At 62.4% G+C, this 24,013-nt stretch carries 16 protein-coding genes and 1 pseudogene; 8 read left to right on the top strand and 9 right to left on the bottom strand.

Going from position 1 to position 24,013, the window contains the following annotated elements; translation table 11 throughout:
• Window positions 1-241: 241 nt before the first annotated feature.
• On the top strand, window positions 242-2,998 hold the full coding sequence (gene secA, locus D1646_RS04970; protein WP_160635394.1) for a preprotein translocase subunit SecA: 2,757 nt from the start codon (window positions 242-244) through the stop codon (window positions 2,996-2,998).
• 104 nt (window positions 2,999-3,102) lie between these two features.
• Here the strand turns inward: secA and D1646_RS04975 are convergent, their stop codons facing one another.
• The 3 genes and pseudogenes from D1646_RS04975 to D1646_RS23660 form a co-directional block, all read right to left on the bottom strand.
• Entirely contained in the window at window positions 3,103-4,329 is a 1,227-nt protein-coding gene (locus D1646_RS04975) for an FprA family A-type flavoprotein (RefSeq protein ID WP_160635395.1), read from the bottom strand.
• A 21-nt stretch (window positions 4,330-4,350) separates the two neighbouring features.
• Entirely contained in the window at window positions 4,351-5,196 is an 846-nt protein-coding gene (locus tag D1646_RS04980; protein WP_160635396.1) for a YwqG family protein, read from the bottom strand.
• A gap of 6 nt (window positions 5,197-5,202) precedes the next feature.
• Window positions 5,203-7,116, bottom strand: a pseudogene (locus D1646_RS23660) (acyl-CoA dehydrogenase family protein).
• Window positions 7,117-7,385: 269 nt separating this feature from the next.
• Here D1646_RS23660 and D1646_RS04990 point away from each other — a divergent pair.
• The 4 genes from D1646_RS04990 (at window position 7,386) to gdhA (D1646_RS05005) (ending at window position 14,452) form a co-directional block, all read left to right on the top strand.
• Window positions 7,386-9,128 (top strand): Hsp70 family protein, encoded by a 1,743-nt coding sequence (locus D1646_RS04990; RefSeq protein WP_160635397.1) that lies wholly within the window; start codon window positions 7,386-7,388, stop codon window positions 9,126-9,128.
• The gene (locus D1646_RS04995; RefSeq protein ID WP_160635398.1) at window positions 9,125-11,449 is read left to right on the top strand and encodes a hypothetical protein; all 2,325 of its coding nucleotides are present in this window, start codon (window positions 9,125-9,127) and stop codon (window positions 11,447-11,449) included. Before D1646_RS04990 ends, D1646_RS04995 begins: the two co-directional genes overlap by 4 nt.
• 300 nt (window positions 11,450-11,749) lie before the next feature.
• Window positions 11,750-13,096 carry an NADP-specific glutamate dehydrogenase gene (gene gdhA, locus D1646_RS05000; RefSeq protein ID WP_160635399.1) on the top strand — a complete coding sequence of 449 codons (1,347 nt, stop codon included), beginning with the start codon at window positions 11,750-11,752 and terminating at the stop codon, window positions 13,094-13,096.
• A 12-nt stretch (window positions 13,097-13,108) separates the two neighbouring features.
• A complete protein-coding gene (gene gdhA / locus D1646_RS05005; RefSeq protein WP_160635400.1) occupies window positions 13,109-14,452 on the top strand; it encodes an NADP-specific glutamate dehydrogenase in 1,344 nt (447 codons plus the stop codon).
• Window positions 14,453-14,535: 83 nt separating this feature from the next.
• Here gdhA (D1646_RS05005) and D1646_RS05010 read toward each other — a convergent pair whose 3' ends face one another.
• From D1646_RS05010 to D1646_RS05030, 5 genes are all read right to left on the bottom strand, one after another.
• Window positions 14,536-15,225, bottom strand: coding sequence for a hypothetical protein (locus D1646_RS05010; RefSeq protein ID WP_160635401.1), 690 nt, complete (start codon window positions 15,223-15,225; stop codon window positions 14,536-14,538).
• 86 nt (window positions 15,226-15,311) lie between these two features.
• A complete protein-coding gene (locus tag D1646_RS05015; protein ID WP_160635402.1) occupies window positions 15,312-17,108 on the bottom strand; it encodes an NFACT RNA binding domain-containing protein in 1,797 nt (598 codons plus the stop codon).
• Between the two features lie 90 nt (window positions 17,109-17,198).
• On the bottom strand, window positions 17,199-17,555 hold the full coding sequence (locus D1646_RS05020; protein WP_160635403.1) for a hypothetical protein: 357 nt from the start codon (window positions 17,553-17,555) through the stop codon (window positions 17,199-17,201).
• Window positions 17,556-17,572: 17 nt separating this feature from the next.
• Window positions 17,573-18,106: an SMI1/KNR4 family protein gene (locus D1646_RS05025; RefSeq protein ID WP_160635404.1), complete on the bottom strand. Its 534-nt coding sequence runs from the start codon at window positions 18,104-18,106 to the stop codon at window positions 17,573-17,575.
• A gap of 3 nt (window positions 18,107-18,109) precedes the next feature.
• On the bottom strand, window positions 18,110-18,511 hold the full coding sequence (locus tag D1646_RS05030; protein WP_160635405.1) for a ribonuclease III domain-containing protein: 402 nt from the start codon (window positions 18,509-18,511) through the stop codon (window positions 18,110-18,112).
• 153 nt (window positions 18,512-18,664) lie between these two features.
• Between D1646_RS05030 and D1646_RS05035 the strand changes: the two genes are divergently transcribed.
• The 3 genes from D1646_RS05035 (at window position 18,665) to D1646_RS05045 (ending at window position 22,774) form a co-directional block, all read left to right on the top strand.
• Window positions 18,665-20,974 (top strand): DNA internalization-related competence protein ComEC/Rec2, encoded by a 2,310-nt coding sequence (locus tag D1646_RS05035; protein ID WP_160635406.1) that lies wholly within the window; start codon window positions 18,665-18,667, stop codon window positions 20,972-20,974.
• A gap of 164 nt (window positions 20,975-21,138) precedes the next feature.
• Entirely contained in the window at window positions 21,139-22,173 is a 1,035-nt protein-coding gene (gene holA, locus D1646_RS05040) for a DNA polymerase III subunit delta (RefSeq protein WP_160635407.1), read from the top strand.
• 10 nt (window positions 22,174-22,183) lie between these two features.
• Window positions 22,184-22,774 (top strand): DUF4093 domain-containing protein, encoded by a 591-nt coding sequence (locus tag D1646_RS05045; protein ID WP_160635408.1) that lies wholly within the window; start codon window positions 22,184-22,186, stop codon window positions 22,772-22,774.
• Window positions 22,775-22,799: 25 nt separating this feature from the next.
• Here the strand turns inward: D1646_RS05045 and D1646_RS05050 are convergent, their stop codons facing one another.
• Window positions 22,800-24,002 (bottom strand): DUF2812 domain-containing protein, encoded by a 1,203-nt coding sequence (locus tag D1646_RS05050; RefSeq protein ID WP_160635409.1) that lies wholly within the window; start codon window positions 24,000-24,002, stop codon window positions 22,800-22,802.
• Between the last annotated feature and the right edge of the window lie 11 nt (window positions 24,003-24,013).

Here is a 24,013-nt window from a genome sequence, read left to right on the forward strand (position 1 = left end):
ATTGTGTCTCTTACTTTATCATAAAACATGGATTCTTGTCAACGCCTGGCGGACAATAATACACTGGACACGGAATTTTCAGCTATATAAACCAACAAACGAGATTTTTTTTCGAAGAAAGTTTACAATTTGCTCTTTTTTCCCGGGGAAGAGTGTGGTATACTCTACAAGATACATTAAGATGTGTAATTATGTCCAAAAATCTGCCGGATAAATTACGACCGAAAGGTGTTTGATAGCCATGAGCCTGTTTACCAAGCTGTTTGGAACCTCCTCCCAGCGGGAGCTGAAGTCCATCTACCCCATTGCCGACAAGGTGGACGCCCTGGAGGAGGAGTACAAGTCCCTGACTGACACCCAGCTCCAGGCCAAGACCCCCGAGCTGAAGGAGCGCCTGGCCCAGGGCGCGACCCTGGACGATATCCTGCCTGAGGCCTTTGCCGCCTGCCGGGAGGCCGCCTGGCGTGTCATCGGCCTGCGCCCCTACCGGGTACAGGTGGTGGGCGGCATTGTCCTCCATCAGGGCCGCATTGCCGAGATGAAGACCGGTGAAGGCAAGACCCTGGTGGCCACCCTCCCCGCCTACCTCAACGCTCTGGCGGGCAAGGGGGTCCACATCGTCACCGTCAACGACTACCTGGCCAAGCGCGACAGCGAGTGGATGGGCAAGGTCTTCCGCTTTATGGGCCTCACCGTGGGTCTGGTCATCCACGGGGTCATGGGGGAGGCCAAGAAGGCCGCCTACCAGGCCGATATCACCTACGGCACCAACAACGAGTTCGGCTTTGACTATCTGCGGGACAATATGGCTATCTACTCTCAGGAGCTGGTCCAGCGGGGCCACGCCTTTGCCATCGTGGACGAGGTGGACTCCATCCTCATCGACGAGGCCCGCACCCCTCTGATTATCTCCGGCCAGGGGGAGAAGTCAACCCAGCTGTACACCATTGTGGACCAGTTCGTCTCCCGGCTCAAGTGCCAGCGGGTCGTGAAGGTGGACGAGAAGGAAGAAGAGGACGTGGACATCGACGCCGACTACATCGTGGATGAGAAGGCCAAGACCGCGACCCTCACCGCCCGGGGCATCAAGAAGGCGGAGGAGGCCTTCCAGGTGGAGAACCTGGCGGATATGGAGAACACGACCCTGTCCCACCACATCAACCAGGCCATCAAGGCCCGGGGCGTGATGAAGCGGGACATTGACTATGTGGTGAAGGACGGCCAGGTCATCATTGTGGACGAGTTCACCGGCCGCCTGATGTTTGGCCGGCGGTACAACGAGGGCCTGCACCAGGCCATTGAGGCCAAGGAGCGGGTCGAGGTGGCCAACGAGTCCAAGACCCTGGCTACCATCACCTTCCAGAACTACTTCCGCCTCTATGACAAGCTGTCCGGCATGACGGGCACCGCCCTCACCGAGGAGGAGGAGTTCGGCACCATCTACGAGCTGGACATTGTGGAGATTCCCACCAACAAGCCCCTGGCCCGTGTGGACCAGCCCGACGTGGTATATAAGAATGTCCCCGGCAAGCTGCGGGCCATTGTGGAGCAGATCGAGGCCTGCCACACCAAGGGCCAGCCCGTGCTGGTGGGTACCGTGTCCATTGAGAAATCGGAGGAGCTGTCTGCCATTCTCAAGCGCAAGGGCATCCCGCACAACGTTCTGAACGCCAAGAACCACGAGAAGGAAGCGGAGATCGTGGCTCAGGCGGGCAAGTTCGGGGCGGTCACCGTGGCTACCAACATGGCGGGCCGCGGTACCGACATTATGCTTGGGGGCAACGCCGAGTTTTTGGCCAAGGCCGACCTGCGAAAGGCGGGCATGTCGGACGAGCTCATTGCTGAGGCCACCGGCTTTGCCGAGACCGACAACCCAGAGATTCTGGACGCCCGAAAGAAGTTCTCCGAGGCGGAGGCCAAGTACAAAGCAGAGATCCAGGAGGAGGCCGACAAGGTCCGGTCCGTGGGCGGACTGTTCATCCTGGGCACCGAGCGCCACGAGTCCCGGCGCATTGACAACCAGCTGCGGGGCCGTGCGGGCCGTCAGGGCGACCCCGGCGAGACCCGGTTCTTCCTGTCCCTGGAGGACGACATCATGCGCCTCTTTGGCTCTGAGCGGGTTTATAACCTGATGGAGAAGCTGGGTGTGGACGAGGATACCCCTATCGACGCCAAGATGCTGTCCGGAGCCATTGAGAACGCCCAGAAGCAGGTGGAGTCCAGGAATTTCCAGACCCGTAAAAACGTCCTCCAGTACGACGACGTGATGAATACCCAGCGTGAGATCATCTACAAGCAGCGCCGCCAGGTGCTGGACGGGGAGGACATTCAGGGCTCCATCCAGACCATGCTGCGCAACATGATTTCCAATGCCATCCAGGGCCACATGGGCGAGCAGAAGCACATGGACGAGGAGTCCTTCCAGGAGTCCATCGCCCATTTCCGCACCATGTTCATCCAGCATGGCGAGCTCCACCCCACCGCGGAGGAGCTGGCTCAGTACGACGCCGAGGGCCTGACCCAGCTGGTGCTGGAGAAGGCGGTGGAGACCTACCAGCGCAAGGAGCGGGAGATCACCTCCCCCATCATGCGGGAGCTGGAGCGGGTTATCATGCTCCGGGTCGTGGACGAGTACTGGATGGACCACATCGACGCCATGACCGAGCTGCGCCAGGGCATCGGCCTGCGGGCGCTGGCCCAGAGCGACCCCGTGGTGGCCTATAAGGAAGAGGGCTACGAGATGTTCGAGTCCATGGTGGCGGCCATCCAGGAGGAGACCCTGCGGCGGCTGTTCTCCGTCCGCCTGCGCCAGAACGAGGAGGTCAAGCGGGAGCGAGTTGCCAAGGTCACCAGCGAGAGCGGAGCAGGAGACGGTACCGTGAAAAAGCAGCCGGTGAAGAAGGTCATCAAGATTGGCCGCAACGACCCCTGCCCCTGCGGCAGCGGGCTGAAGTGGAAGAAGTGTACCTGTCCCCAGTACCACCCTCAGATGAAATAATAAGAGACCCCATAAAAGCGCGCGCTGGCTGGCCAGCGCGCGTTTTTTGTGGGGTTTATTGAAAAGCAGACGCCTGGGGGCGTCTGCTTGGAGGGCAGTAGAGTTTACTTGGTCTCGCCCTTGACAGAGGCGGCAATGGCGTCGGCCAAGGCGTCGATTTCCGACTCGTTGTCCGCCTTCAGGGAGGAGGTGACCGTCATCTCCTCGTCCAGAACGGTCATGTTCTTCAGACGCTCGATCTCCTCCTTCATCAGCGCACCGGAGCGGGGGGCCCAGGAGCCGCTGCCCATAATGGCCACGGTGCGCTTTTGCAGGTTGAGGGCTTTCATGTCCATCAGGAAGTTGTGCATGGGCGGGAAGATGCCCAGGTTGTAGGTGACGGAGGCCAGCACCAGGTGGCTGTACTTGAACAGGTCGGAGATCAGGTAGCTGACGTGGGTCGAGGAAACGTCATACAGCCGGGTGTTGGTGACCCCACGGGCGGTGAGCTTGGCGGCCAGCACTTCGGCGGCGGCCTCAGTGTTGCCGTACATGGAGGCGTAGACAATCATCACGCCCTTCTCCTCGGGCTCGTAGGTGGCCCAGTGGGTGTACTTGTCAATAATGTAGCCCAGGTCCTTGCGCCACACCGGACCGTGGAGGGGGCACAGGTACTTGATGTTGTCCAGACCCACGATATTTGCTGCCTTGTTCAGCAGGGCCACCACCTGAGGGCCGTACTTGCCCACAATGTTGGTGTAGTACCGGCGGGCGTCGTCAATCCACTCCCGGTCGAAGTCGAACTCGTCGGCGAACAGCTTGCCGTCCAGAGAGCGGAAGGAGCCGAAGGCGTCGGCGGAGAAGAGAACGCCGTTGGTGGTGTCGAAGGTGACCATGGCCTCAGGCCAGTGGACCATGGGGGCGTAGACGAAAGCCACTGTGTGCTTGCCGAAGCACTTGGTATCCCCCTCGGCCACCTCCTCAATGGCGTTGGGGTCCAGGCCGAAGCCGAACTGGTTGAGTAGAGTCACCGCCTTGGGGGTTGTGATGATCTTCACCTGGGGCCAGCGCAGGAGGATCTCCTCAATAGAGGCGGCGTGGTCGGGTTCCACGTGGTTGATGACCAGGTAGTCCAGGGGGCGGCCATTGAGCACCGCCTTCACGTTGGCAATGAACTGCCGCCCCACCGCCCAGTCGGCGGTGTCAAAGAGGACGGTCTTCTCGTCCAGCAGGACGTAGGCGTTGTAGGAGACGCCGTGGTACAGGGGGTGGATGTTCTCAAACAGGGCCAGCCGGTGCTCGTCCGCGCCTACCCAGTACAGGTCGTCGGTGACCATGCGGTAATTGTACATATAGAGTTTCCTCCTTGTTGTTTAATAGCAGTTGTGGTGGACCATCAAAATATCGTCAAAGCGGCGGGCCTTCAAGTCCTCGGGCTTGATGAAGAAGCAGAAGGTGTCCATTTCCAGGTCGGACGCGTCATCGGGTGGTGTCAGGTCGTATTGAAACAGCAGCTTGGTATAGTCGCTCAGGTCCTCGCCGTCCAGTCGGAACTCTCCCTGCCGCAGGGACGGATGGCCTCCCAGCTTGAACCCCCAGTTGCCGAAATCACAGAAAAATTGATCCGTATCCTCGTAGCTGTTCTCCAGGTCGTAGACACCCTCTTCCTCTTCGCCGTCCTCATCTTCCTCCCCTGCGGCCTGGAAAATAGGCGTCAGCGCGTCCTCCAAAAACTCAAAACCCAGGTCGATGGCAAAACCGCCGTCCTCCGCCATAGAAAGTGTGGCGATCTCCTCCGCCGGTTCAAATTCCATGCCGCCCTCGGGGGAATCTATGCGCCAACGCGCTTCTGGCACGGTATTTTCGCAGGCGGGAACATCCTCGGGAACTTCCGAATAATAGCGGACCTGAAAGAACCCGGCGTCCTGTTTCCATGTGCAGCCGTCTTCATAGAAAGACTCAAACTTCTCCTCCTCCGTGCAGAGGAAGAATTGCAGCAGGCCCCTATCCGGGAAACCCTCCAGCGGCGGGACTTGGGCCAAATTGATCTGCGCGAGGAACTCCATCTCCGGCGCTTCGGCCCCGGCGGGGAGGTAAAATGTCCCGCCAAATTTGCTGTCCGCCGGACCTGCGGCTTTCCCGGGCTCCGGCGTGATATGAACGCAAGGCAGCAGGCTGGGCTGACAGGCGGCAATGATTTTTTCTCGTTCTAGTCTCATGTCCGGTTACTCCTCAACTTCGATGAACGCGTCCACGGTCTCGCCGCAGTGGGGGCAGGTCCAGCCCTCGGGCAGGTCCTTGAAGGCGGTGCCGGGCTTCACCTCGTTTTCGGGGTCGCCCTGCATGGGGTCGTACTCGTGGCCGCAGCCGTTGCAGATGTAGAGCTTCCGGGGCTGGTAGACCTTCTTGGGGGCCATTCGTTTCATCTTGGTCATGGGCGGGGCGGGGAGCTTCTCGCCGGTGTCCAGCGCCTTGGTGAGCAGGGGCAAAATCTCCAGCACGTCGCCCACAATGCCGTAGTCGCAGTTCTTGAAGATCTTCGCATTGGGGTTGGTGTTGATGGCCACAATGCAGGAGGCGTCCTTGATGCCTTTCAGGTGCTGGATGGCCCCGGAGATGCCGCAGGCGATGTACAGGTTGCCCTTGAACTTCTGGCCAGACATACCCACATAGCGGTTGATGGGCACATATTTCAGGGTCTCGGCCACGGGACGGCTGGAGCCAATTGCCGCGCCGGCGGCCTTGGCCAGGTCTTCGATGAGCTTCATGTTTTCCTTGGCCCCGATGCCCTGACCGGCGGAGACGACCCGTTCGGCCTGAGTGATGGGGGTGTCCATGGGGATGCCCACAGTGAAGTCGTGGCCGTCCTTCTTCAAGTTGGCCACCAGGGCCTCCACCTTCTCCTAGACGGTGCCCTCCTTGAGGATGAGCCGCTTCCGGGCGCCCGTCTCGGGACCGCGAGGACCAGCCGCAGCGGCGGAGGGGGCCTCCTTGGCCGCCCTGCCCAGGATGTGGGAGGCGATGACCACCCGCTGGATTTCGTTGGTGCCCTCGTAGATAGTGGTGATCTTGGCGTCCCGGTAGAACCGTTCCACCTCCATGCCCTTGATGTAGCCGCAGCCGCCGAAGATCTGAAGGGCATCGTTGGTGACCTCCAGGGCGATGTCAGAGGCGTACTGCTTGGCCATAGCCGACTCCATGCCGTAGGGGGCGTGGGCCTGCTTCAGCTCGGCGGCGGAGTACACCAGGAACCGGGCGCAGCGCAGCTTGGTGGCCATGTCGGCAATCTTGAAGGCCACGTTTTGCTGCTGGCAGATGGGCTTGCCGAACTGGACGCGCTCCTTGGAGTACTCCACGGCGGCCTCGTAGGCCCCCTGCGCGATGCCCAGCGCCTGGGCCGCGATGCCGATGCGACCGCCGTCCAGGGTCGCCATTGCGATCTTAAAGCCCTGGCCCTCCTTGCCCAGCAGGTTCTCCTTGGGGACCTTCACATTGTTGAAGTTCAGCTGGCAGGTGGCGGAGGAGCGGATGCCCATCTTGTCATAGTGCTCCTCAAAGGTGAAGCCCTCCCAGCCCTTTTCCACGATGAGGGCGGAGATGCCCCGAGTCCCGATGCCGGGGGTTGTGACGGCGAAGACCACGTAGGTGTCGGCCTGACCGCCGTTGGTGATGAAGATCTTCTCGCCGTTGAGGAGGTAGTGGTCCCCCATGTCCTCGGCGGTGGTCTCGGTGCCGCCTGCGTCGGAACCGGCGTTGGGCTCGGTGAGGCCGAAGGCGCCCACCTTTCTGCCGGAGCACAGGTCAGGCAGATACTTTTTCTTTTGCTCCTCATTGCCGAAGGCGTAGATGGGGTAGGTGCCCAGCGAGGTGTGGGCCGACAGGATCACGCCCACGCCGCCGTCAACCCGGGCCAGCTCCTCCACGGCGATGGCATAGCTCAGGGCGTCCGCCCCGGCCCCGCCGTACTCCTTGTCGTAGGGCAGGCCCATGATGCCCAGCTCGCCCATCTTCTTGACCACCTCAGTGGGGAACTGGTTGTTTTGGTCCAGCATGAAGGCGATGGGCTTTACCTCAGTCTCGGCAAATTCCCTTACCTTGGCGCGCAGCTCCTCATGCTCCTGTAGGGTTTGATACAACATGCAAATTCGTCCTCCTCTATGCTTTATTTAAAATGCTGCCTTGAAACAGTACTGATTTAGTCCATTATATCATGTCCGTCTGATTTGTCAATCCGCCTGGGAAATAAAAGTTTATTTTCGGCATTTTGCCGGGAGAGCCGGTTTTCACGCTGGCAATCAGGTGATCCCCTGAGCCGCCCGTCCCGCTCCTCCATGCAGGCGGGACGGTTGATTTTTCCCCGGAGAAGAATTATAATAGGGAAAAATCTTTGCGAGAGCAGGTGAGGGCTATGGCCATTATTGGCATTGACTTAGGCACGACGAACAGCCTGGCGGCGGTATGGCGCAACGGGAAGAGCGAACTGATCCCCAACGCCGCCAGGGAGTACCTGACCCCCAGCGTGGTCAGCGTGGACGAGGACGGGACTATTTTGGTGGGGGCGGCGGCCCGGGAGCGGCTGATAACCCATCCGGAGTGTACCGCCGCCTGCTTCAAGCGGGCCATGGGCACCAGCCGCCGGTTTGAGCTGGGGGGCCAGAGCTTCACGGCAGAAGAACTGTCCTCCTTTGTGCTGCGCCGGCTGCGGGAGGACGCGGAGGCCTACCTGGGCGAGGTGGTGGACGAGGCGGTGGTCAGCGTCCCCGCTTACTTTGCCGAGGCCCAGCGCGCCGCCACTAAGCGGGCTGGTGCGCTGGCGGGGCTGACGGTGGACCGTCTGGTGAACGAGCCCTCTGCGGCGGCGGTGGCCGGTCACATCGGCGAGGGGGAGGAGGACAAGGTGTGTCTGGTCTTCGACCTGGGGGGCGGAACGTTGGACGTCTCCCTGGTGGAGCGCTTTGACAACGTGGTCAGCGTCACCGCCGTCAGCGGAGACAACTTCCTGGGGGGCCGGGACTTTGACGAGTTCATTGCCCGGGGCTTCTGCCAGGACTGCGGCCTGAATTTTGATACTCTGTCCCGTCCGCGGCAGGAGTCTCTCATCCGCCAGGCGGAGACCTGTAAAATGGCCCTTACCCACCAGGAGCCGGTGATTATGGCGGTGTCCGACGAGGAGATTTCCGCCTCGCTGCCCCTGACCCACGAGTGGGTGATCCGCAAGAGCAGCTCCCTGTTCCAGCGGATGCTGGCGCCGGTGCGCAAGGTATTTCTGGACGCAGGCATGGGGGCCAATGAGCTGGACGAGTTGGTGATGGTGGGGGGTTCCAGCCATATGCCGGCGGTGCGGCGGTATATCGCCAAGGCGCTGAAAAAGGAGCCTGCCGCCGGGACCCGGCCCGATACCGCCATTGCCATCGGGGCTGGCATCTGCGCCGGTATGAAGGTCCGGGCTCAGGATCTGCGGGGGCTGGTCCTTACCGATGTGTGCCCCTTTACCCTGGGGATCAATGTGCTGAACGAGGCCCAGCCGGACCGCTGCCTTATGTCCCCCATTATTGAGCGCAACAGCGTCCTCCCCTCCAGCAAGGAGGGGACCTACTGCACCGCCCGGGACAACCAGCGGGCCATTGATGTGAAGGTGTACCAGGGGGAGCAGCGCTACTGCGACGACAACACCTATTTGGGCCACGTGGAGCTGGCGGTGCCCCCCGCGCCCCGGGGCCACCAGTTTGTTAAGGTGCGCTTTACCTACGATATCAACGGCCTGCTGGAGGTGGACGTAACCGGCAAGGACGGCCAGAAGGGGCGGCTGGTCCTCCAGGGCTCCGGCATGACGGAGGGGGAGGTGGAGCAGCGGCTGAAGGAGCTGGAGGCGCTGAAGCTCCACCCCAGGGACCAGGAGGGCCCCCGCACCCTTATTGCCCGGGGGGAGCGGCTGTATGCCATGACGGTGGGGCAGCTGCGGGACCAGGTGGCCTATATGCTGGACTGGTACCAGATCCAGCTATCGACCCAGGAGAGCCTGCGCATTGCCAAGGCCAGCCGCCGGGTCTCGGAGTTTTTTGACCAGGCAGAGGAGTACATCGGAGTGGATGGCCTGCCGCCCCTGGACTTGAATCCTCTGGCGGATGAAGACGGGGAGGAGGCGACATGAGCTGGCCTTGGAGTCAGTTGGGGCTGTCCGGTCCCTCCAGCCTGTCAGAGGTGCGCCACGCCTACGCCGAAAAGCTGAAAACCACTCACCCCGAGGACGACCCGGAGGGCTTTCAGCGGCTCCACTCCGCCTACCAGCTGGCCAGCCGCATAGCCCGGGAGCAAAACCGGCGCAGCCGGCCCTTCCCCCGGGTTGAGGACAGGCCGCACTCTCGTGTTGGAATGCGGGAGGACGACATTATGGAAATTGAGCGGCCGGAGGAGGATTTTGACTACGACCAGCTCCTTGGGGGGGAGGGGGAGCCTCCCCGCCGCCCCCGGGAGGAGGAGCGGGATTTCGATTACGACCAGCTCCTGGGGGGAGAGGGGGAGTCTCCCCGCCGCCCCCGCGAGGAGGAGCGGGATTTTGACTATGACCAGCTCCTTGGGGGAGAGGGGGAGCCTCCCCGCCGCCCCCGGGAGGAGGAGCAGGATTTTGACTATGACGAGCTCCTGGGGGGAGAGGAGGAGTCCCCCCGCCGCCCCCGGGAGGAGGAGCAGGATTTTGACTTTGACCGTCTCTTTGCCGAGGGGGAGGCGGAGCGGGCCGAGGCGCGCCGCCGCAGGGGGGAGGAGCGTCGGAAGGCCAAGGAACAGGAGCGGCTCCAGCGCCAGCAGCAGCGCAGCCGCTATGAGGAGGACCTGCGCCGGCGCTTTCATCAGGACCAGCGGCGCTGGCAGGACACCGAGACCATCCTCCATACCATTGAGATGATGTATACTGCCGGGGCGGAGCCGCGTGCTTGGCGAAAATTTTTTGCGAGCCCCCTGTTCCAGCAGAACAAGGGAAGCCTGGACCTGGTGTTCGGCCTGGAGGACTTTGTGGACAGCCACCCGGAGCTGGACCGGGAGGTCAAAATGGCGTTGTACCAGGTCTACGGCTTTGAGCAGGGCCCCGCCCGGCCAGAGCTGCGGTTTTTATACCAGATGCTCCTCCCTGCCCGGAAAACGGCGGAGAAGGAGCGGCGGCGGCAGAAATGGAACAAGGTGGGGAGTATCCTGTGCGGTCTGCTGCTGGCCCCCGTGCTGATGGCGCTGCTGGCAATGGGCTGGTTTTTCCCTCTGCTGCTTCTGGCGGTGTGCGCTGTGCTGCTCAGGTCTGTCTCCAAGGGGGGCCGGGGGCTGGGACTGCTCTGGCTGTTGGCCCTGGGGGGATTTACCTGGCTCTGTCTGGACCGGGGCTGGGGGCTGAAGCTCCCCCTGTCCATTCTGGCGGTTGGCGTGGTGTGCGGTGTGGTCCGGCAGTTGCTCCGCTTGGGCGGCCAGGAGCGGAGCGGGATGTCCAACAGCCGGAAAAGTGAGCGGTGGATTGTAGCCGTTACGGCAGTGTGTCTGGCTGCGGGTATCTCTATGCTGTTCATGCCCGAGCTGCGCCAGGGGATGGACCGGCTCTCCGCCCCCCGGGACCCCAGAGCGGAGGTCTGCCGCTGGATGGAGGAGGACTTCGGGGTGGAGTTCCGTTCCCTCTACAGCGAAAATTCCTCCTCCAGCCGCTTTGACAACGTGTTTTCCCCCAAGGAGGAGCCGAACCGCCTCTTTTTAGCCGGCCCTGACGGGGCGCGGGACATTGAGGCGGACAGGCCGGGCTACACCACCAATTACTCCGACATGAGGGTCCTGTGGGCCATGGAGGACTTCGCCGAAGCTCACAATCTCCACGATGTGGACCTGATGAACCGGAACCAGAACCTGGCCAGCTGGGACACCTCGGGGACCTATCTGGTGATCCTGCCCTTCTGCGGGGCGGGGGATACCATCACAGATTTGGGGGCGCTGCTGGAGGAGCTGGCGGAAGAGGACTGGTATCAGGTCAGCCCCCCCGTTTTCAAGGTAGTGCTGTGCAGCGAGCAGCTCAACGACGGGCGGCTGATTTTGCAGGAGTACGAGAGCGGGGAGGGGGCCTTTGACGCCCAGGGGCTGCGGGAGCTGTATGAGAACTCCTTCGCCCAGGCCTACTGCGCCCAGCTCCTCCGGGACTGTCAGCTGGACCGGGACTTCACCCGCAGCGATTCCGTGGAATTGTACACCCTGGCCGACGGAGGAGCGGCGCGGATGAAGGGGACGGACTGCTGGAAGCTGGTGGGGCTGGACGCAGGCGGCCAGTCGGTGATGGAGTACTATATTTCGGCGGACAGCGACAAAATTTGCAATATTTACTGCGTCCCCGGTGATTTTTGGGAGAAGGGCGGCAGTGAAGATCAGCTCCACTTCTACCGTCTGATCCACCGGGAGACCGGTCTGGGGCTGGTCTATCTCCACTATCCCTGGCTGATTTCCACCTGAGTGCTTTGAGCCCTCCGGCAGCCCAATACCGTTTCGTTCAGGAAAAAACGCCCACCTATTGCCGGTGCAGCGGAAAACTGAGCGGAGGGATACGGTGGGCGGCCGGAGGGATTTTTTGTCATTCCGTGGGAAATGTTTACGTCAAAATGCCGAAAGTCTTTCGCTGACGGACTATCGCTTTAACGCATTAAACAAAGTTTTGTTTTGCAAGAAATAAATCATTGACTTGCAAAAACAGATTTGGTAAGGTAATATCAATCCGCTAGAGAGGAACGGAAAAAACTTTCGGGAGGAATTGCTATGAGCATTCAGAATGAATATTTGAACGGATTGATGGAGCGTGTCATTCAGCGGGACCCCGGCGAGCTGGAGTTTCACCAGGCGGTGCGTGAGGTGCTGATCTCTCTGGCCCCCGTGGCCAATGCCCGGCCTGAGCTCATCAAGGAGGGCGTAATGGACTGCCTGGTGGAGCCGGAGCGCACCATCAAGTTCCGAGTTCCCTGGGAGGACGACAAGGGCGAGATCCACGTGAACCGGGGCTATCGGGTCCAGTTCAACAGTGCCATCGGCCCCTACAAGGGCGGCCTGCGGTTCCATCCCTCGGTGAATGAGAGTATCATCAAGTTCCTGGGCTTTGAGCAGACCTTTAAGAACAGCCTCACCGGTCTGCCCATCGGCGGCGGCAAGGGCGGCTCCGACTTCGACCCCCACGGCAAGTCCGACGCCGAGGTCATGCGCTTCTGCCAGTCCTTCATGAACGAGCTGTTTAAGTATATCGGCCCCGACACCGATGTGCCCGCCGGCGACATCGGCGTGGGCGCCCGTGAGATTGGCTATCTCTTCGGCCAGTACAAGCGCCTGCGCAACGAGTTCACCGGCGTGCTCACCGGCAAGGGCCTGACCTATGGCGGCTCCCTGGCCCGGAAGGAGGCCACCGGATACGGCCTGTGCTATTTTGCCGACAATATGCTCAAGGCTGCCGGCAAGAGCTTTGAGGGGGCCACCGTGGTCATCTCCGGCTCCGGTAACGTGGCCATCTACGCCTGCGAGAAGGCGACCCAGCTGGGCGGCAAGGTGGTGGCCATGTCCGACTCCAACGGCTATATCTACGACAAGGACGGCATCGACCTGGACCTGGTCAAGCAGCTGAAAGAGGTGGAGCGGGCCCGGATCAAGGTGTATGTGGACCGCAAGCCCGGCGCGGAGTACCACGAGGGCTGCGTCAGCATCTGGAACATCCCCTGCGACATCGCCCTGCCCTGCGCGACCCAGAACGAGCTGCCCCTGGAGGGGGCCAAGGCGCTGATTAAGAACGGCTGCTTCGCCGTGGCCGAGGGGGCCAATATGCCCTCCACCCCCGATGCTATGGACGCCTTCCAGGAGGCCGGCGTGCTCTTCGCCCCCGCCAAGGCCTCCAATGCCGGCGGTGTGGCCGTGTCCGCCCTGGAGATGAGCCAGAACTCCATGCGCTTCTCCTGGACCTTTGAGGAGGTGGACGAGCGCCTGAAGACCATCATGTCCGACCTGTACCGCAATGCCTCCCAGGCCGCCGAGCAGTACGGCATGGCGGGCAACCTGGTGGCCGGCGCCAATATTGCGGGTTTCCTGAAGGTGGCTGACTCCATGCTGGCCTACGGCCTGGTGTAAGGAGGGGAAACTATGAATAACTACGCCTACCGCGTACTGGAACGGCTTCGTCAGAAGTACCCCGGCGAGTCGGAGTACCTCCAATCCGTCCAGACCTGGCTGGAGATGATCGATCCCGCCCTGGACAACCCCCGCTACGAGAAGCTGGACCTGCTCACCCGCATGGTGGAGCCCGAGCGGATGGTCACCTTCCTGGTGCCCTGGGTGGACGACAAGGGCAATGCCCACACCAACCACGGCTACCGGGTCCAGTTCAACAGCGCCATCGGTCCCTATAAGGGCGGCCTGCGGTTCCACCCCTCGGTGAATGAGAGCGTGGTGAAGTTCCTGGGCTTTGAGCAGACCTATAAGAACGCCCTCACCGGCCTGCCCATCGGCGGGGCCTCCGGCGGCTCCGACTTCGACCCCCGGGGCAAGAGCGACCGGGAGATCATGCGCTTCTGCCAGTCCTTTATGAATGCCCTGTACCGCTATATCGGCGCGGACACCGATATCCCCGCCGGCGACATCGGCGTGGGCGCCAAGGAGATCGGCTACCTCTACGGTCAGTACAAGCGCCTGCTGGGCAAGGCGGAGAGCTCCGCCCTGACCGGCAAGGGCCTGACCTACGGCGGCAGCAAGGTCCGCCTGGAGGCCGCCGGCTCCGGCACCGTCTACTTCCTGGCCCGAATGGTGGAGAGCAAGGGGGACACCCTGGAAGGCAAGACCATTGCCGTGTCCGGCTTTGGCAACATGACCTGGGGCGTGTGCCGCAAGGCGGCTCAGCTGGGGGCAAAGGTAGTGACCCTCTCCGGCCCCGACGGCTACGTCTACGATCCCGAGGGCGTCACCACCAGGGAGAAGCTGGACTATCTCCTGGAGATGCGCGCCGCCGGCGGCGACCGGGTGTCCGCCTATGCCCGCAAGTTTGGCGTGGAGTTCTTCCCCGGCAAGAAGCCCTGGGAGGTGAAGACGGACATTGTGATCCCCTGCGCAACCCAGAATGAGCTGGACGTGGAGGACGCCATCAGCATCCTGGCCAACGACGTGCGCTACTACGTGGAGGGCGCTAATATGCCCGCCACCAGCCAGGCTATGAAGCTGCTGCGCCTCAGCCCCAAGATCCTCACGGCGGGGGCCAAGGCCTCCGGCTCCGGCGGTGTGGCCGTGTCCGCCCTGGAGATGGCTCAGAACTCCATCCGCTACAACTGGACCCGGGACGAGGTGGACGACAAGCTGCGCCAGATCATGAGCGCCATCTACGACGCCTCCGCCACTGCCGCTGAGGAATACGGCCTGGGAGACGACCTGATTGCCGGCAACGATATCGCCGCCTTCAAGAAGATTTCCGAGGCGATGATTGCCCAGGGACTGTAACTAAATTTCAGGGACGCGCCATGGGGCGCGTCCCTGTTTTACTGTATTAAATAATGCTTCCTTATTTGCGCCGGTTTAGGGATTTAGCCCCCTGTTTCCCTGGACTGACTTATCAGCTGGCTGATTTTATTGTCAGCGGCCTGTTTGGCGGTTTTGGTGGTCTCCTCAACGGTGGGGATGTGAATATCCTTCAGCGCATAGGGGTCGTTGAGCCGCAGGCCGGTACCAGTGAGCATAGCCCGCACCTGGGTATAGGTCCACTGCCGCTCAGCGGCCGGCATACTGGCGTCAAAGAAGTCAGACCAGGAGCACTGGTACTTGCCGGCGATGAAGTTCAGCTGGCTGGGCAGGTCCCGCCCCAGGGGGCTGTGCAGGGCCTCCTGATAGGCGCCGGCGTAGTAGTCCTGGATAGCGCCCACGGCGGTGTCCCGGAACTGGACCGCCTGGGAGACATAGGAGTCAAAATAGGTTTTGCACCAGATCTGCCCGTCCGGGTCGACGGCGGCGTTCCAGTTGATCTCCAGCTCCTGCTGTTCCAGCTGTGCCCGAACCGCGGAGATAAATTCCTCTTTTGACATGGAGTCCCAATTGATCCCCAGGGGTTCCCGGCTCTGGCGGGGTTCCAGCTCCGATACAGCCTGACGGCCCTCCGGGGAGAGCTCCAGCTTGTCCTGGGACTGGTCTCCAGGGGACTGCTGTTCCTCAGCGGCGGCGGAGCGGGCGGTTCGGATCAGCGCCAGCTGACTGGTATTGTAGACAGGGGCCACATTCATCGCAGGTTCCTCCCTCGCAGTGATATATAAGAAATATCGGCAGGGAGATGAAAAAAATAAGCGGCGGAGACCGCCGCTTGCTGTGCTTATTTTACTCTCAGCCGCTTGGCCAGCTCCCCGTCGGGGGTCACCTGAGCGGTCTCATAGGTGGTGTAGATCACCATGCCGGGCCGGGCGCCTCCCGGTTTTTTCACATACCGGACGGGGGTGTAGTCCACCGGCACCTTGCTGCTGTCCCGGCCCTGGGAGAACCAGGCGGCCAGGATGGCGGCCTCATTCAGGCTTTGCAGGTCGGGCTGCCCCCCCTCCGTCCACAAGATGACGTGGGAGCCGTGGATCTTCTGAGTGTGGAACCAGATGTCCCCCTTACCCGCCAGCTTGCAGGTGAGCAGGTCGTTCTGGCTGTTGTTTTTGCCCACGGAGATGCGCAGGCCGGCGGTGGAGCGGAACTCCATGGGCTTGGAGGCAACCCGCCTGCCCCGGTCCTTGGCCTTGCCGGGACGGCGAAGGTAGCCGGTGTCCGCCAGCTCCTGCCGGATTTCCGCCAGGTCCCGCTCCCCCTCGGCCAGGGAGATGGTTTCCAGAACGCTGTTCAGGTAGTCCAGCTCCTTTTGGCCCTTCTCCAGCTGGATGGTGAGCATTTCCTCCGCCTTTTTGGCCCGGTTATAGTCCTTGTAGTACTTGGCGGCGTTCTGCTGGGGGGTGAGGAGGGGGTCCAGCTTGATCTCGATCTCCCGGCCTTCAGGGTCGTAGAAGTCCACCGTCCGCAGCCGGGCCATGCCCTTCTCCATCTGGTAGAAGCTGCTGGTGAGAATGTCTCCCAGCTGGCGCAGCCGATCCCGGTCTCGGGTCGCGGCCAGCTCCTTCTCCTGGTTGCCGATTTTACGGGCGGTGCGGTCCCGGGCGTTGGTGACCGCCTTAATCAGGTCCTGGCCCTTCTGCTTCACCCGGTCCTGGCGCTCCCGCTGCTCAAAAAAGGCGTCCAGCAGGGGGGAGAAGGCGGGCCACTGGTCCACCTGGGCGGCTCCCTCATACTGGCCCACAGGCAGGAAGGTGAAGTCCTTGGGCCGGCCCTCCATGGAGATCATGGTGGGGACCCGGGGAGCCTCCCGAAGGGCCTCCAGCTGGTCCAACAGCCGGGCTTGCCCCTCTGGGCCCAGAAGGTTGAGCCGCACGTCGGCAGCGCCCCCTGCCCGGTGGGCCAGCTCCCGGCAGACGAGGGGGGACAGGCCGCCGAAGGTGTCCAGCAGCCACCGGTCCGCCTGGGCCTCCTCCGGGGCGGCAGAGAGGAGGGCCTCCAGCCGTGCCCGGTCTGCGGTCAAGGGATTTTCCTTGTTGACCCCCGGAGGGAGATGGTAGAACATCCCCGGCTGGAGGACACGGTACCGCACTGCGTCGGGCTGGTCTTCCCGCTGGAGAAGCAGCTTGTCCGCGCCGTCCAGCCCCACGTGGCGGATGCAGTCCAGAATGCGGCCCTCCCCGTCCAGCAGGACCAGATTGGTCTTGTGGCTGATGGCCTCCAGCACCAGGCGGCGCTCTACCCGGTCCCCCAGCTCGTTCAGGGCCTCAAAGCGCAGGGTCACGACCCGTTCCAGGGGAGTCTGGACCAGCTCCAGCAGCCGGGCCCCGGACAGGTGCTTGCGCAGCAGCATACAGAACATGGGGGGCTTCTCTGGATTTTCCAGGGGCAGGGTGGTCAGGTGGAGCCGGGGATGGGCCGGGTTGGCCGACAGCAGCAGCCGCACGTTCCCCGCCGCGGGGGAGCGCAGAGCAAAAATTACCTCGTCACGTCCGGGCTGGTAGATCTTGTCAACCCGCCCTCCGGACAGGGTCGCATTCAGCTCGTGGATGACGCCGGACAGGCACAGCGCGTCTAAGGGCATGGGGGCTACCTTCTTTCGCCAATTTTCTTCCTTTTTCTTGAAAGAAAAAGGAAGCGAAAAAGAACTTTTGCGCAAAACTGCGTTTTGCTTCTATATGTTATCAGAGGGATTTAGGGTTTTTATGATTTCAATTGCTCCAATGATATGGGAGTTGAACTGGTCCAGCCCTTCGGCGGGGATCCAGAGCTCCTGGTGGTAGGAGCGGCCCACCGTGTGGATTGGATATTTTTTCAGGAAGTGGTCGTCCACCTGAAACCGGGTCACATAGCCCCGGAAGCCGGAGGATGGGTCCCGGGTATTCCACTTTTCGGCAATTTCCGTGGCGTACTGTTCATTGAGGACAGGGTAGAAGATGGGCTGTTCAGGCAGACGGGGCGGGAAGCGGGTGAAGCCGCTGGCCTCAATCAGGGCCAGCTCCTGTTCCCCTACGGGTCTATACAGTATCATAACGCAGGAGGCCCCTTTCAGTAAGGAAACTCGGCGAAATAATCTACCTCGTCCCCGTCGGTGAGCCAGCGCTCAAACCAGCCTAAAAAGTCCTGGCGCTGGCAGCAGGGCTGGACGCCCATTTCGCAGAAATGCCAGACCTCGCCCCGGCAAGGGCCGGTGATGACCAGCTCAAAGGTCTGGGCGCAGCCGATGTCGATGAGCTCCAGCGTTCCGCTGGTGAAGGGATTGCCGAAGGGCGGCTCCTCGCCCTCCTCCAGATCGTCCCATTCCTCCCAATGTTCCTCATAGCGGAAGGGCTGGGCGTAGTTTTCCACCTCACGCTTTGCTTTAAGAGTCAGAAGGTCAAAGCCGCCGAACATCTCGCAGCCGTCGCCCACCTCCCCCAGGAAGCGGCGGTAGCCCTCGGGCAGGGTGACCCCATGTTTTTGCTCAAAGGAACGGATTTTTTCCTCGGACAGCACCGGCCCCATTTGAATGTCCTGTTTCTGGATTGCCGCCTTGATCCGCGCTAAAACGGCGTCGTATTCTTCCGTCTTGTAAATTGGCATGGTTTATTCCTCCATCATCACAGAAAAAAGTTCGTTGAGCCGCTCCGTCCGGCCCTGGAGGTACAGCCAGCCGAACAGGGCTTCCAGGCCGGTAGCGGTCTGGTACTGGGCCCGGCTGGCGGCCTTGGGGATGGAGTGGGGGGCGGTGTTCCGGCCCCGGCGGAAGACGTCGTTTTCCTCCTGGGTCAGCAGCGGCTGGAGTTTTTCGAACCGCTCCGCCTGGGCGGGGGCGGCCACGTACTGGATGGTGGCCCTGTGCAGGTCCTTGGCCTTGGCCTTGCCGTGGAGCACCAGCCAGGAGCGGACCAGCAGCTCATACACCCCGTCCCCCAGGTGGGCCAGCCCCAGGGTTGACAGGGACAGCAGGGCGTTGTGGTCCAGATTCAGGTGAAAATAGTCGGTCATAGCGGGCAGCTCCTTTTGCAAAGTGAAGTGATTTTATCACAGTTTCGGGGGAATGGCAAGTGGGGCGTCCCCCTTTCCGATGGGAGAAGCCTCTCTTGCATTTTTCGTGAACACATGGTAACCTTGAAGAAAAGCGGAAAGAGGGTTGGGCAGTTGCGTATCCTGGCTACCTTCGCCTTCTCCTTTGCCGCCGCCGTGTTCTGCGCCGTCTACGGACAGCTGGACGCCTTTCTGCTCCCTCTGGGCGGCGGGCTGGCCCTGGCGGCGGCAGTGTTGGGGATTCTGCTGCGAAAAAAAGGTCACCGCCGCACCCGGGTCCTGTTGATGTTATTCGGTTTGGCGGCAGGATTTATGTGGACGGCGGTCTACATGGTGATTTTTTTCCGGCCCGCCCAGGCGCTGGACAACCGAACGGTCCGTCTGAGGGCCACTGTGTCCGACTGGCCCCAGGAGGGGAGCTACGGCGGCTGTACCGTTTTGGTGCGGGCGGAGACGGAGGGCGGGGTTACGCTGTCCGCCATTCTCTACACCGACCAGCAAGGGGCGGACCTGCGGCCCGGAGATCAAATCGAGACCATTGCCCACTGTACCCTGGGGGACCGCACCTTTGCCGGGGAGAAGATCACCTACTACACCGCCAAGGGCATATTCCTCCGGGCCACCGCCTACGGACGGCTGGAGGTGGAGCGCCCGAAGCGGATACCGCCCCGCTGCTATGCCGCCTGGGCTGCCCGGGCGTTGAAGCGCGGCATTGACGCCGCCTTTCCAGAGGACGTCTCCGGCTTTGTGAAGGCCCTGGTGACGGGCAACCGGGACAGCCTTACCGACGAGTTTACCACCTCCCTGGAGCGCACCGGGCTGAGCCACACGGTGGCGGTGTCCGGGATGCACCTGGCCTACCTGTCCGGCGTTCTGACCCGGCTGCTGGGGCGGGGAAAGCGGAGCACCGCCGTGCTGACCATTCTGTGGGCTGCGCTGTTCTGCGGGATTGCGGGCAACACCCCTTCGGTGCTCCGGGCGGCGGTGATGATTGTGATGCTCCAGCTGGCCCCTCTGCTGTGCCGGGAGCGGGACGGCCCCACCGCCCTGGCGCTGGCCCTGCTCCTGCTACTGGCGGCCAATCCCTTTGCCGCCGCCCACGTGGGGCTCCAGCTGTCCTTCGCGGCGGTAGCGGGGATTTTGCTGGTGTCGGACCGGATTCAAGACGGTCTTCTGAGGCGCTTCCACATGGACCGGCTGGGGAAGCCCAAAAGCTGGCGGCAGAGGCTGCTGCGGGCAGGACCGCGGTTTGCGGTCTCTAACCTGTCCGCAACCCTGGGGGCCTCGGTGCTCACTGTGCCCCTGGTGGCCCTCCATTTTAATATGGTGTCCCTCATTGCGCCCCTGTCCAACCTGCTCACCCTGTGGGCCATTGGCTACCTGTTTCTGGGGGGCATGGCGGTGGGAGTACTGGCCAACCTTTGGCTGGCGGGGGCGGCGGTCCTGGCGATTCCCTTTACCGCCCTGGCCCGCTACCTCCAGTGGGTTGTGGCGCTGCTGGCCGGATCTGATCTGGCGGCCCTGTCCCTGAACTCCATCTACTGCCGGGCCTGGCTGGTGCTGGTGTACGCCCTGCTGCTGGTCTCGGTGCGGATGAAGGGGCGGCGTCCGGTGTGGATGCCCGTTGCCGCCGGAGCTGTAGCGCTGGGGGCGGCAATCGCCCTGACCCGGGCCGCCTTTTTCTGGGGCGACTTGGGAGTCACGGTGTTGGACGTGGGCCAGGGGCAGAGCGTTCTGGTGCGCACAGGGGTCTTCCTGACCCTGGTAGACTGCGGCGGCGACAGCCGGGAGGGACCCGGGAAGACGACCGCCGACTACCTCCAGTCCCTGGGGCTGGGCGGGATTGACCTGCTGGTGGTGTCCCACTACCACGCCGACCACGCCAACGGGATTGGACAGCTGCTGGAGCGGATTTCGGTCCGGGAAATCGCTCTGCCCGATGTGGAGGCGGACAGCCCGCTGCGGGCGGAGATTTTAGCTGCGGCCCAGGCGCGGGAGATACCCGTATCCTTCATCCGAGGGGAGAGGACCGTTGACAGCGGGGAAGACTGTCAAATAACCCTTCTCCCGCCCGTGCTGGAGGAAGGGACGGCCAATGAGCTGGGGCTGACGGTGCTGGCCGCGGCGGGAGAGGCGGACGTCCTCATCACCGGCGATATGGAGGCGGAGGGGGAACACCGCCTGGTGCAGAGGGCGGACCTGCCCGACATTGAGGTGCTGGTGGCGGGACACCACGGCTCCGCCACCTCCAGTACCCGGGAGCTGCTGGAGCGGGTTAAGCCGGAGTTTGCCCTGATCTCGGTGGGGGCGGGCAACCGGTACGGCCACCCGGACGGGGAGGCCCTGCTCCGCCTGGACGAGGCGGGGGCCAAAATATATCGCACCGACCTCTATGGCACCATAGAGGTGAAGCTGAAGGGATAAGAAAAAAACGAAGTTTTTTCAAAAATTTTCTTTCGCTTCCTTACCGCTTCGCGGCACTAAGAGCCCCTAAGCTCATGCTGCGCATTCGCTAAGGGGCTCTATGTCTTTTATAAAAGAAAAGAAGAAACGGGAACGAGAGGAAGACACATAAAGGAGGAGCAGCGATGCCGCCGAAGAAAAAGCCGGATACCGCCGGATTTGACCAGCTGAAAAAGGACCTGACCCAGGGGAAGCCGGGACAGCTGTACATCTTCCACGGGGAGGAGACCTATCTGCGGGACAGCTACCTGCGCAAGCTCCAGGAGGCGGTGCTCACCGGCGGCCTGGGGGAGTTCAACCGCCACGACCTGGGGGCCAAAGACATGTCCCCCCACGCCCTGGGGGAGGCGGTGGACTGCCTGCCCATGATGGCGGAGCGGACCTATGTGCAGGTCACCGACTTTGATTTGTTCAAGGCGGGGGAGCGCGACCGGGAGGAGTACGTCCGCATTCTGTCCCACCTGCCGGAGTACTGCTGCCTGGTGTTCCTGTATGACCTTATCGAGTACAAGCCGGACGCCCGGACCAAGCTGGCGGGGGCGGTGAAGAAGGCGGGGACCGAGGTCAACTTTGCCCGGCAGGACCAGGGCCAGCTGGTGAAGTGGATTCGGGCCCATTTCCGGGCGCTGGGCAAGGAGATTGAGCCCCGTCTGTGCGGCGAGCTCATCTTTCTGTGCGGCGACCTGATGCAGAAACTGGGGCAGGAGATCGAGAAAATCGGGGCCTACGCCAAGGGACCCTCCATCACCTGGGCGGACGTGGAGGCGGTGGCAACCCCCCAGCTCAGCGCGGTGGTCTTCAAAATTGCAGACGCCATTGGAGAGAAGAACTATGACAGGGCGGCCTCCATCCTGGGGGAGCTGTACCAGATGCAGAAGAAGCCCCAGGAGATCATGGGGGCCCTAGGCAAGCAGATGCGCCAGTTCTACTCCGCCCAGCTGGCCCAGAGCAGCGGGAAGGGGGCCGACTACGTGGCGCGGCTGTGGGGGATGAATTACCCGGCCAATCAGCTGATGAACAGCGCCCGCCGGCTGTCCCTGCCCTGGTGCCGCCAGGCGGTGCTGGCCTGCGCCAGGACGGAGATGGCCATGAAATCCAGCGGCCAGGACGACCAGGAGCTGCTTACCGCCCTGCTGCTGGAGCTGGCCAATACCAGGTGAGGGGGCCGCTATGCTGCGTATTCGAGAGGCCATTGTGGTAGAGGGCCGGTACGACAAAAACACCTTGTCCCAGGTGGTGGATACCCTGATTTTGGAGACGGGGGGCTTTCAGATTTTCAAGGACCCGGAACAGATGGCCCTGCTGGAGCGGGCGGCCCGCCGGCGAGGGCTGGTGGTGCTCACCGATTCCGACGGGGCGGGCTTTGTCATCCGAAACCGGATCAAGGGGGTCATCCCGGGCCAATTTTTGAAGCACGCCTACATCCCCGACGTCTATGGCAAGGAGCGCCGCAAGCGCCGGCGGGGGAAGGAGGGCAAACTGGGGGTTGAGGGGATGCCCCCGGAGGTGCTGGAAAAGGTCCTGCGCCGGGCGGGGGCCACCTTTTTGGAGGGGGATGCTTGGGCGGCGCGGCGGAGGCCGGCGCTGACCAAGGGGGACCTGTTTGCCGCCGGGCTCTCCGGGGGAGCGGACAGCGCCCGGAAGCGCCAGGAGCTGCTGAGGCGGCTGGAGCTGCCGGAGCATATGTCGGCCAACGCCCTGCTGGCGGTGCTCAACGGCTGCTATACCAGGGAAGAGGCGGAAGATATTTTAAATATTTAGGCGCGGCCATTGGCCGCGCCTTTCGCTATCTCACCATCGCCGCGATTTCCTCCAGGTGTTCCGCCAGATTTCCGCCGCCGGTATAGCGGATGGTGACCGCCCGTTTCCCCGCCGATGCGGCGGCCAGCTGAAAGCCGCCCACCTCCGAGCGGGCCACGGCCAGGAAGTCCACGCCGTCCCAGGGGATGTAGTCCACCGTCCAGGCGGCGTTTTCGCCGGAACTCCACCAGATATCCTGGTCCAGCCCCATGTGGACCTCCAGCTGTTCCTTTGCCAGCGGCGCGGCCAGGAAGGACAGCCAGCCAGGCAGACGGTACCACTCAAGCTCCAGACGGGTCCAGTTTTCCGGCTCAATGCGGTCGGACTGGACAACCCGCCAGTACTCCGGACAGAGGGGGTAGCGCTCCCGGTCGCAGAAGTTGGCGTAATCCCGTCCTCTCTCCTGGAGGGTCCTGGGGTGGTAGTTCTCACCCTCCAGCGACTCCAGGGTCAGCCTGGGAAAGGCGGTGAGGGCGTCCAGGGGCTGGAGCCAATCCCTGGAGAAGGGCAGGATGATGTTGCTGAAAAATATCCCCATGAGAAGGAGAAAAAAGAGCAGGTAGAACAGTGCCGGTCCCCACCGGCGGGGGAGGTAGACCGCATGATGCTCCAGGGGGATGTTCTGTTCCAGCTGGCGGACCAGAAGGGCCAGCCGCTCCACATCGGCCCAGGAAGCGGCCAGCAGAAAGATCATCAGGACCATCTCAAGCACAATCAGCAGGGCAATAGTGGTGAGAAAGGTGTGGACGGGCATATGTTCGGCCAGCAGGACCATGGACAGCAACCAAAGCAGACCGAACAGAGCGGCCAGCTGGCTCAGGAAGCTCCGCCGCTGGGCTTTATACAGCTTTTTCCAGAGCTGACTCTGGAGCGCCGGGTCGGAGTGGGGCTCCGGGGCGTTCGGGTCCTGGGTTGAGAAGATGAGCAGCTCACTGTTGGTCTGGCAGACACAGTCCCAGCCGAAGTCCCGGTACAGGTCCAGCATTGCCTGGGGCGGTTCCGCACCCCAGGACAGGCGGCAGGGCTCCGCACGGTAGCGGGTCTTCCGGGCCGGTCCCTCCTCAAAGGTGGAAAACAGAGGCCGGATGCGCTTTAAGGCCAGCCCTCGCAGGGCCATATCCTCCAGCCAGCTCTCCACACCCCGGACGTCGTACAGGGATACCAGGGTGATTTGATAGACACGTTTCACAGGAAGGTCTC

The organism is Pseudoflavonifractor sp. 60 (genome assembly GCF_009911645.1).
Classification (GTDB): Bacteria; Bacillota; Clostridia; order Oscillospirales; family Oscillospiraceae; genus Lawsonibacter.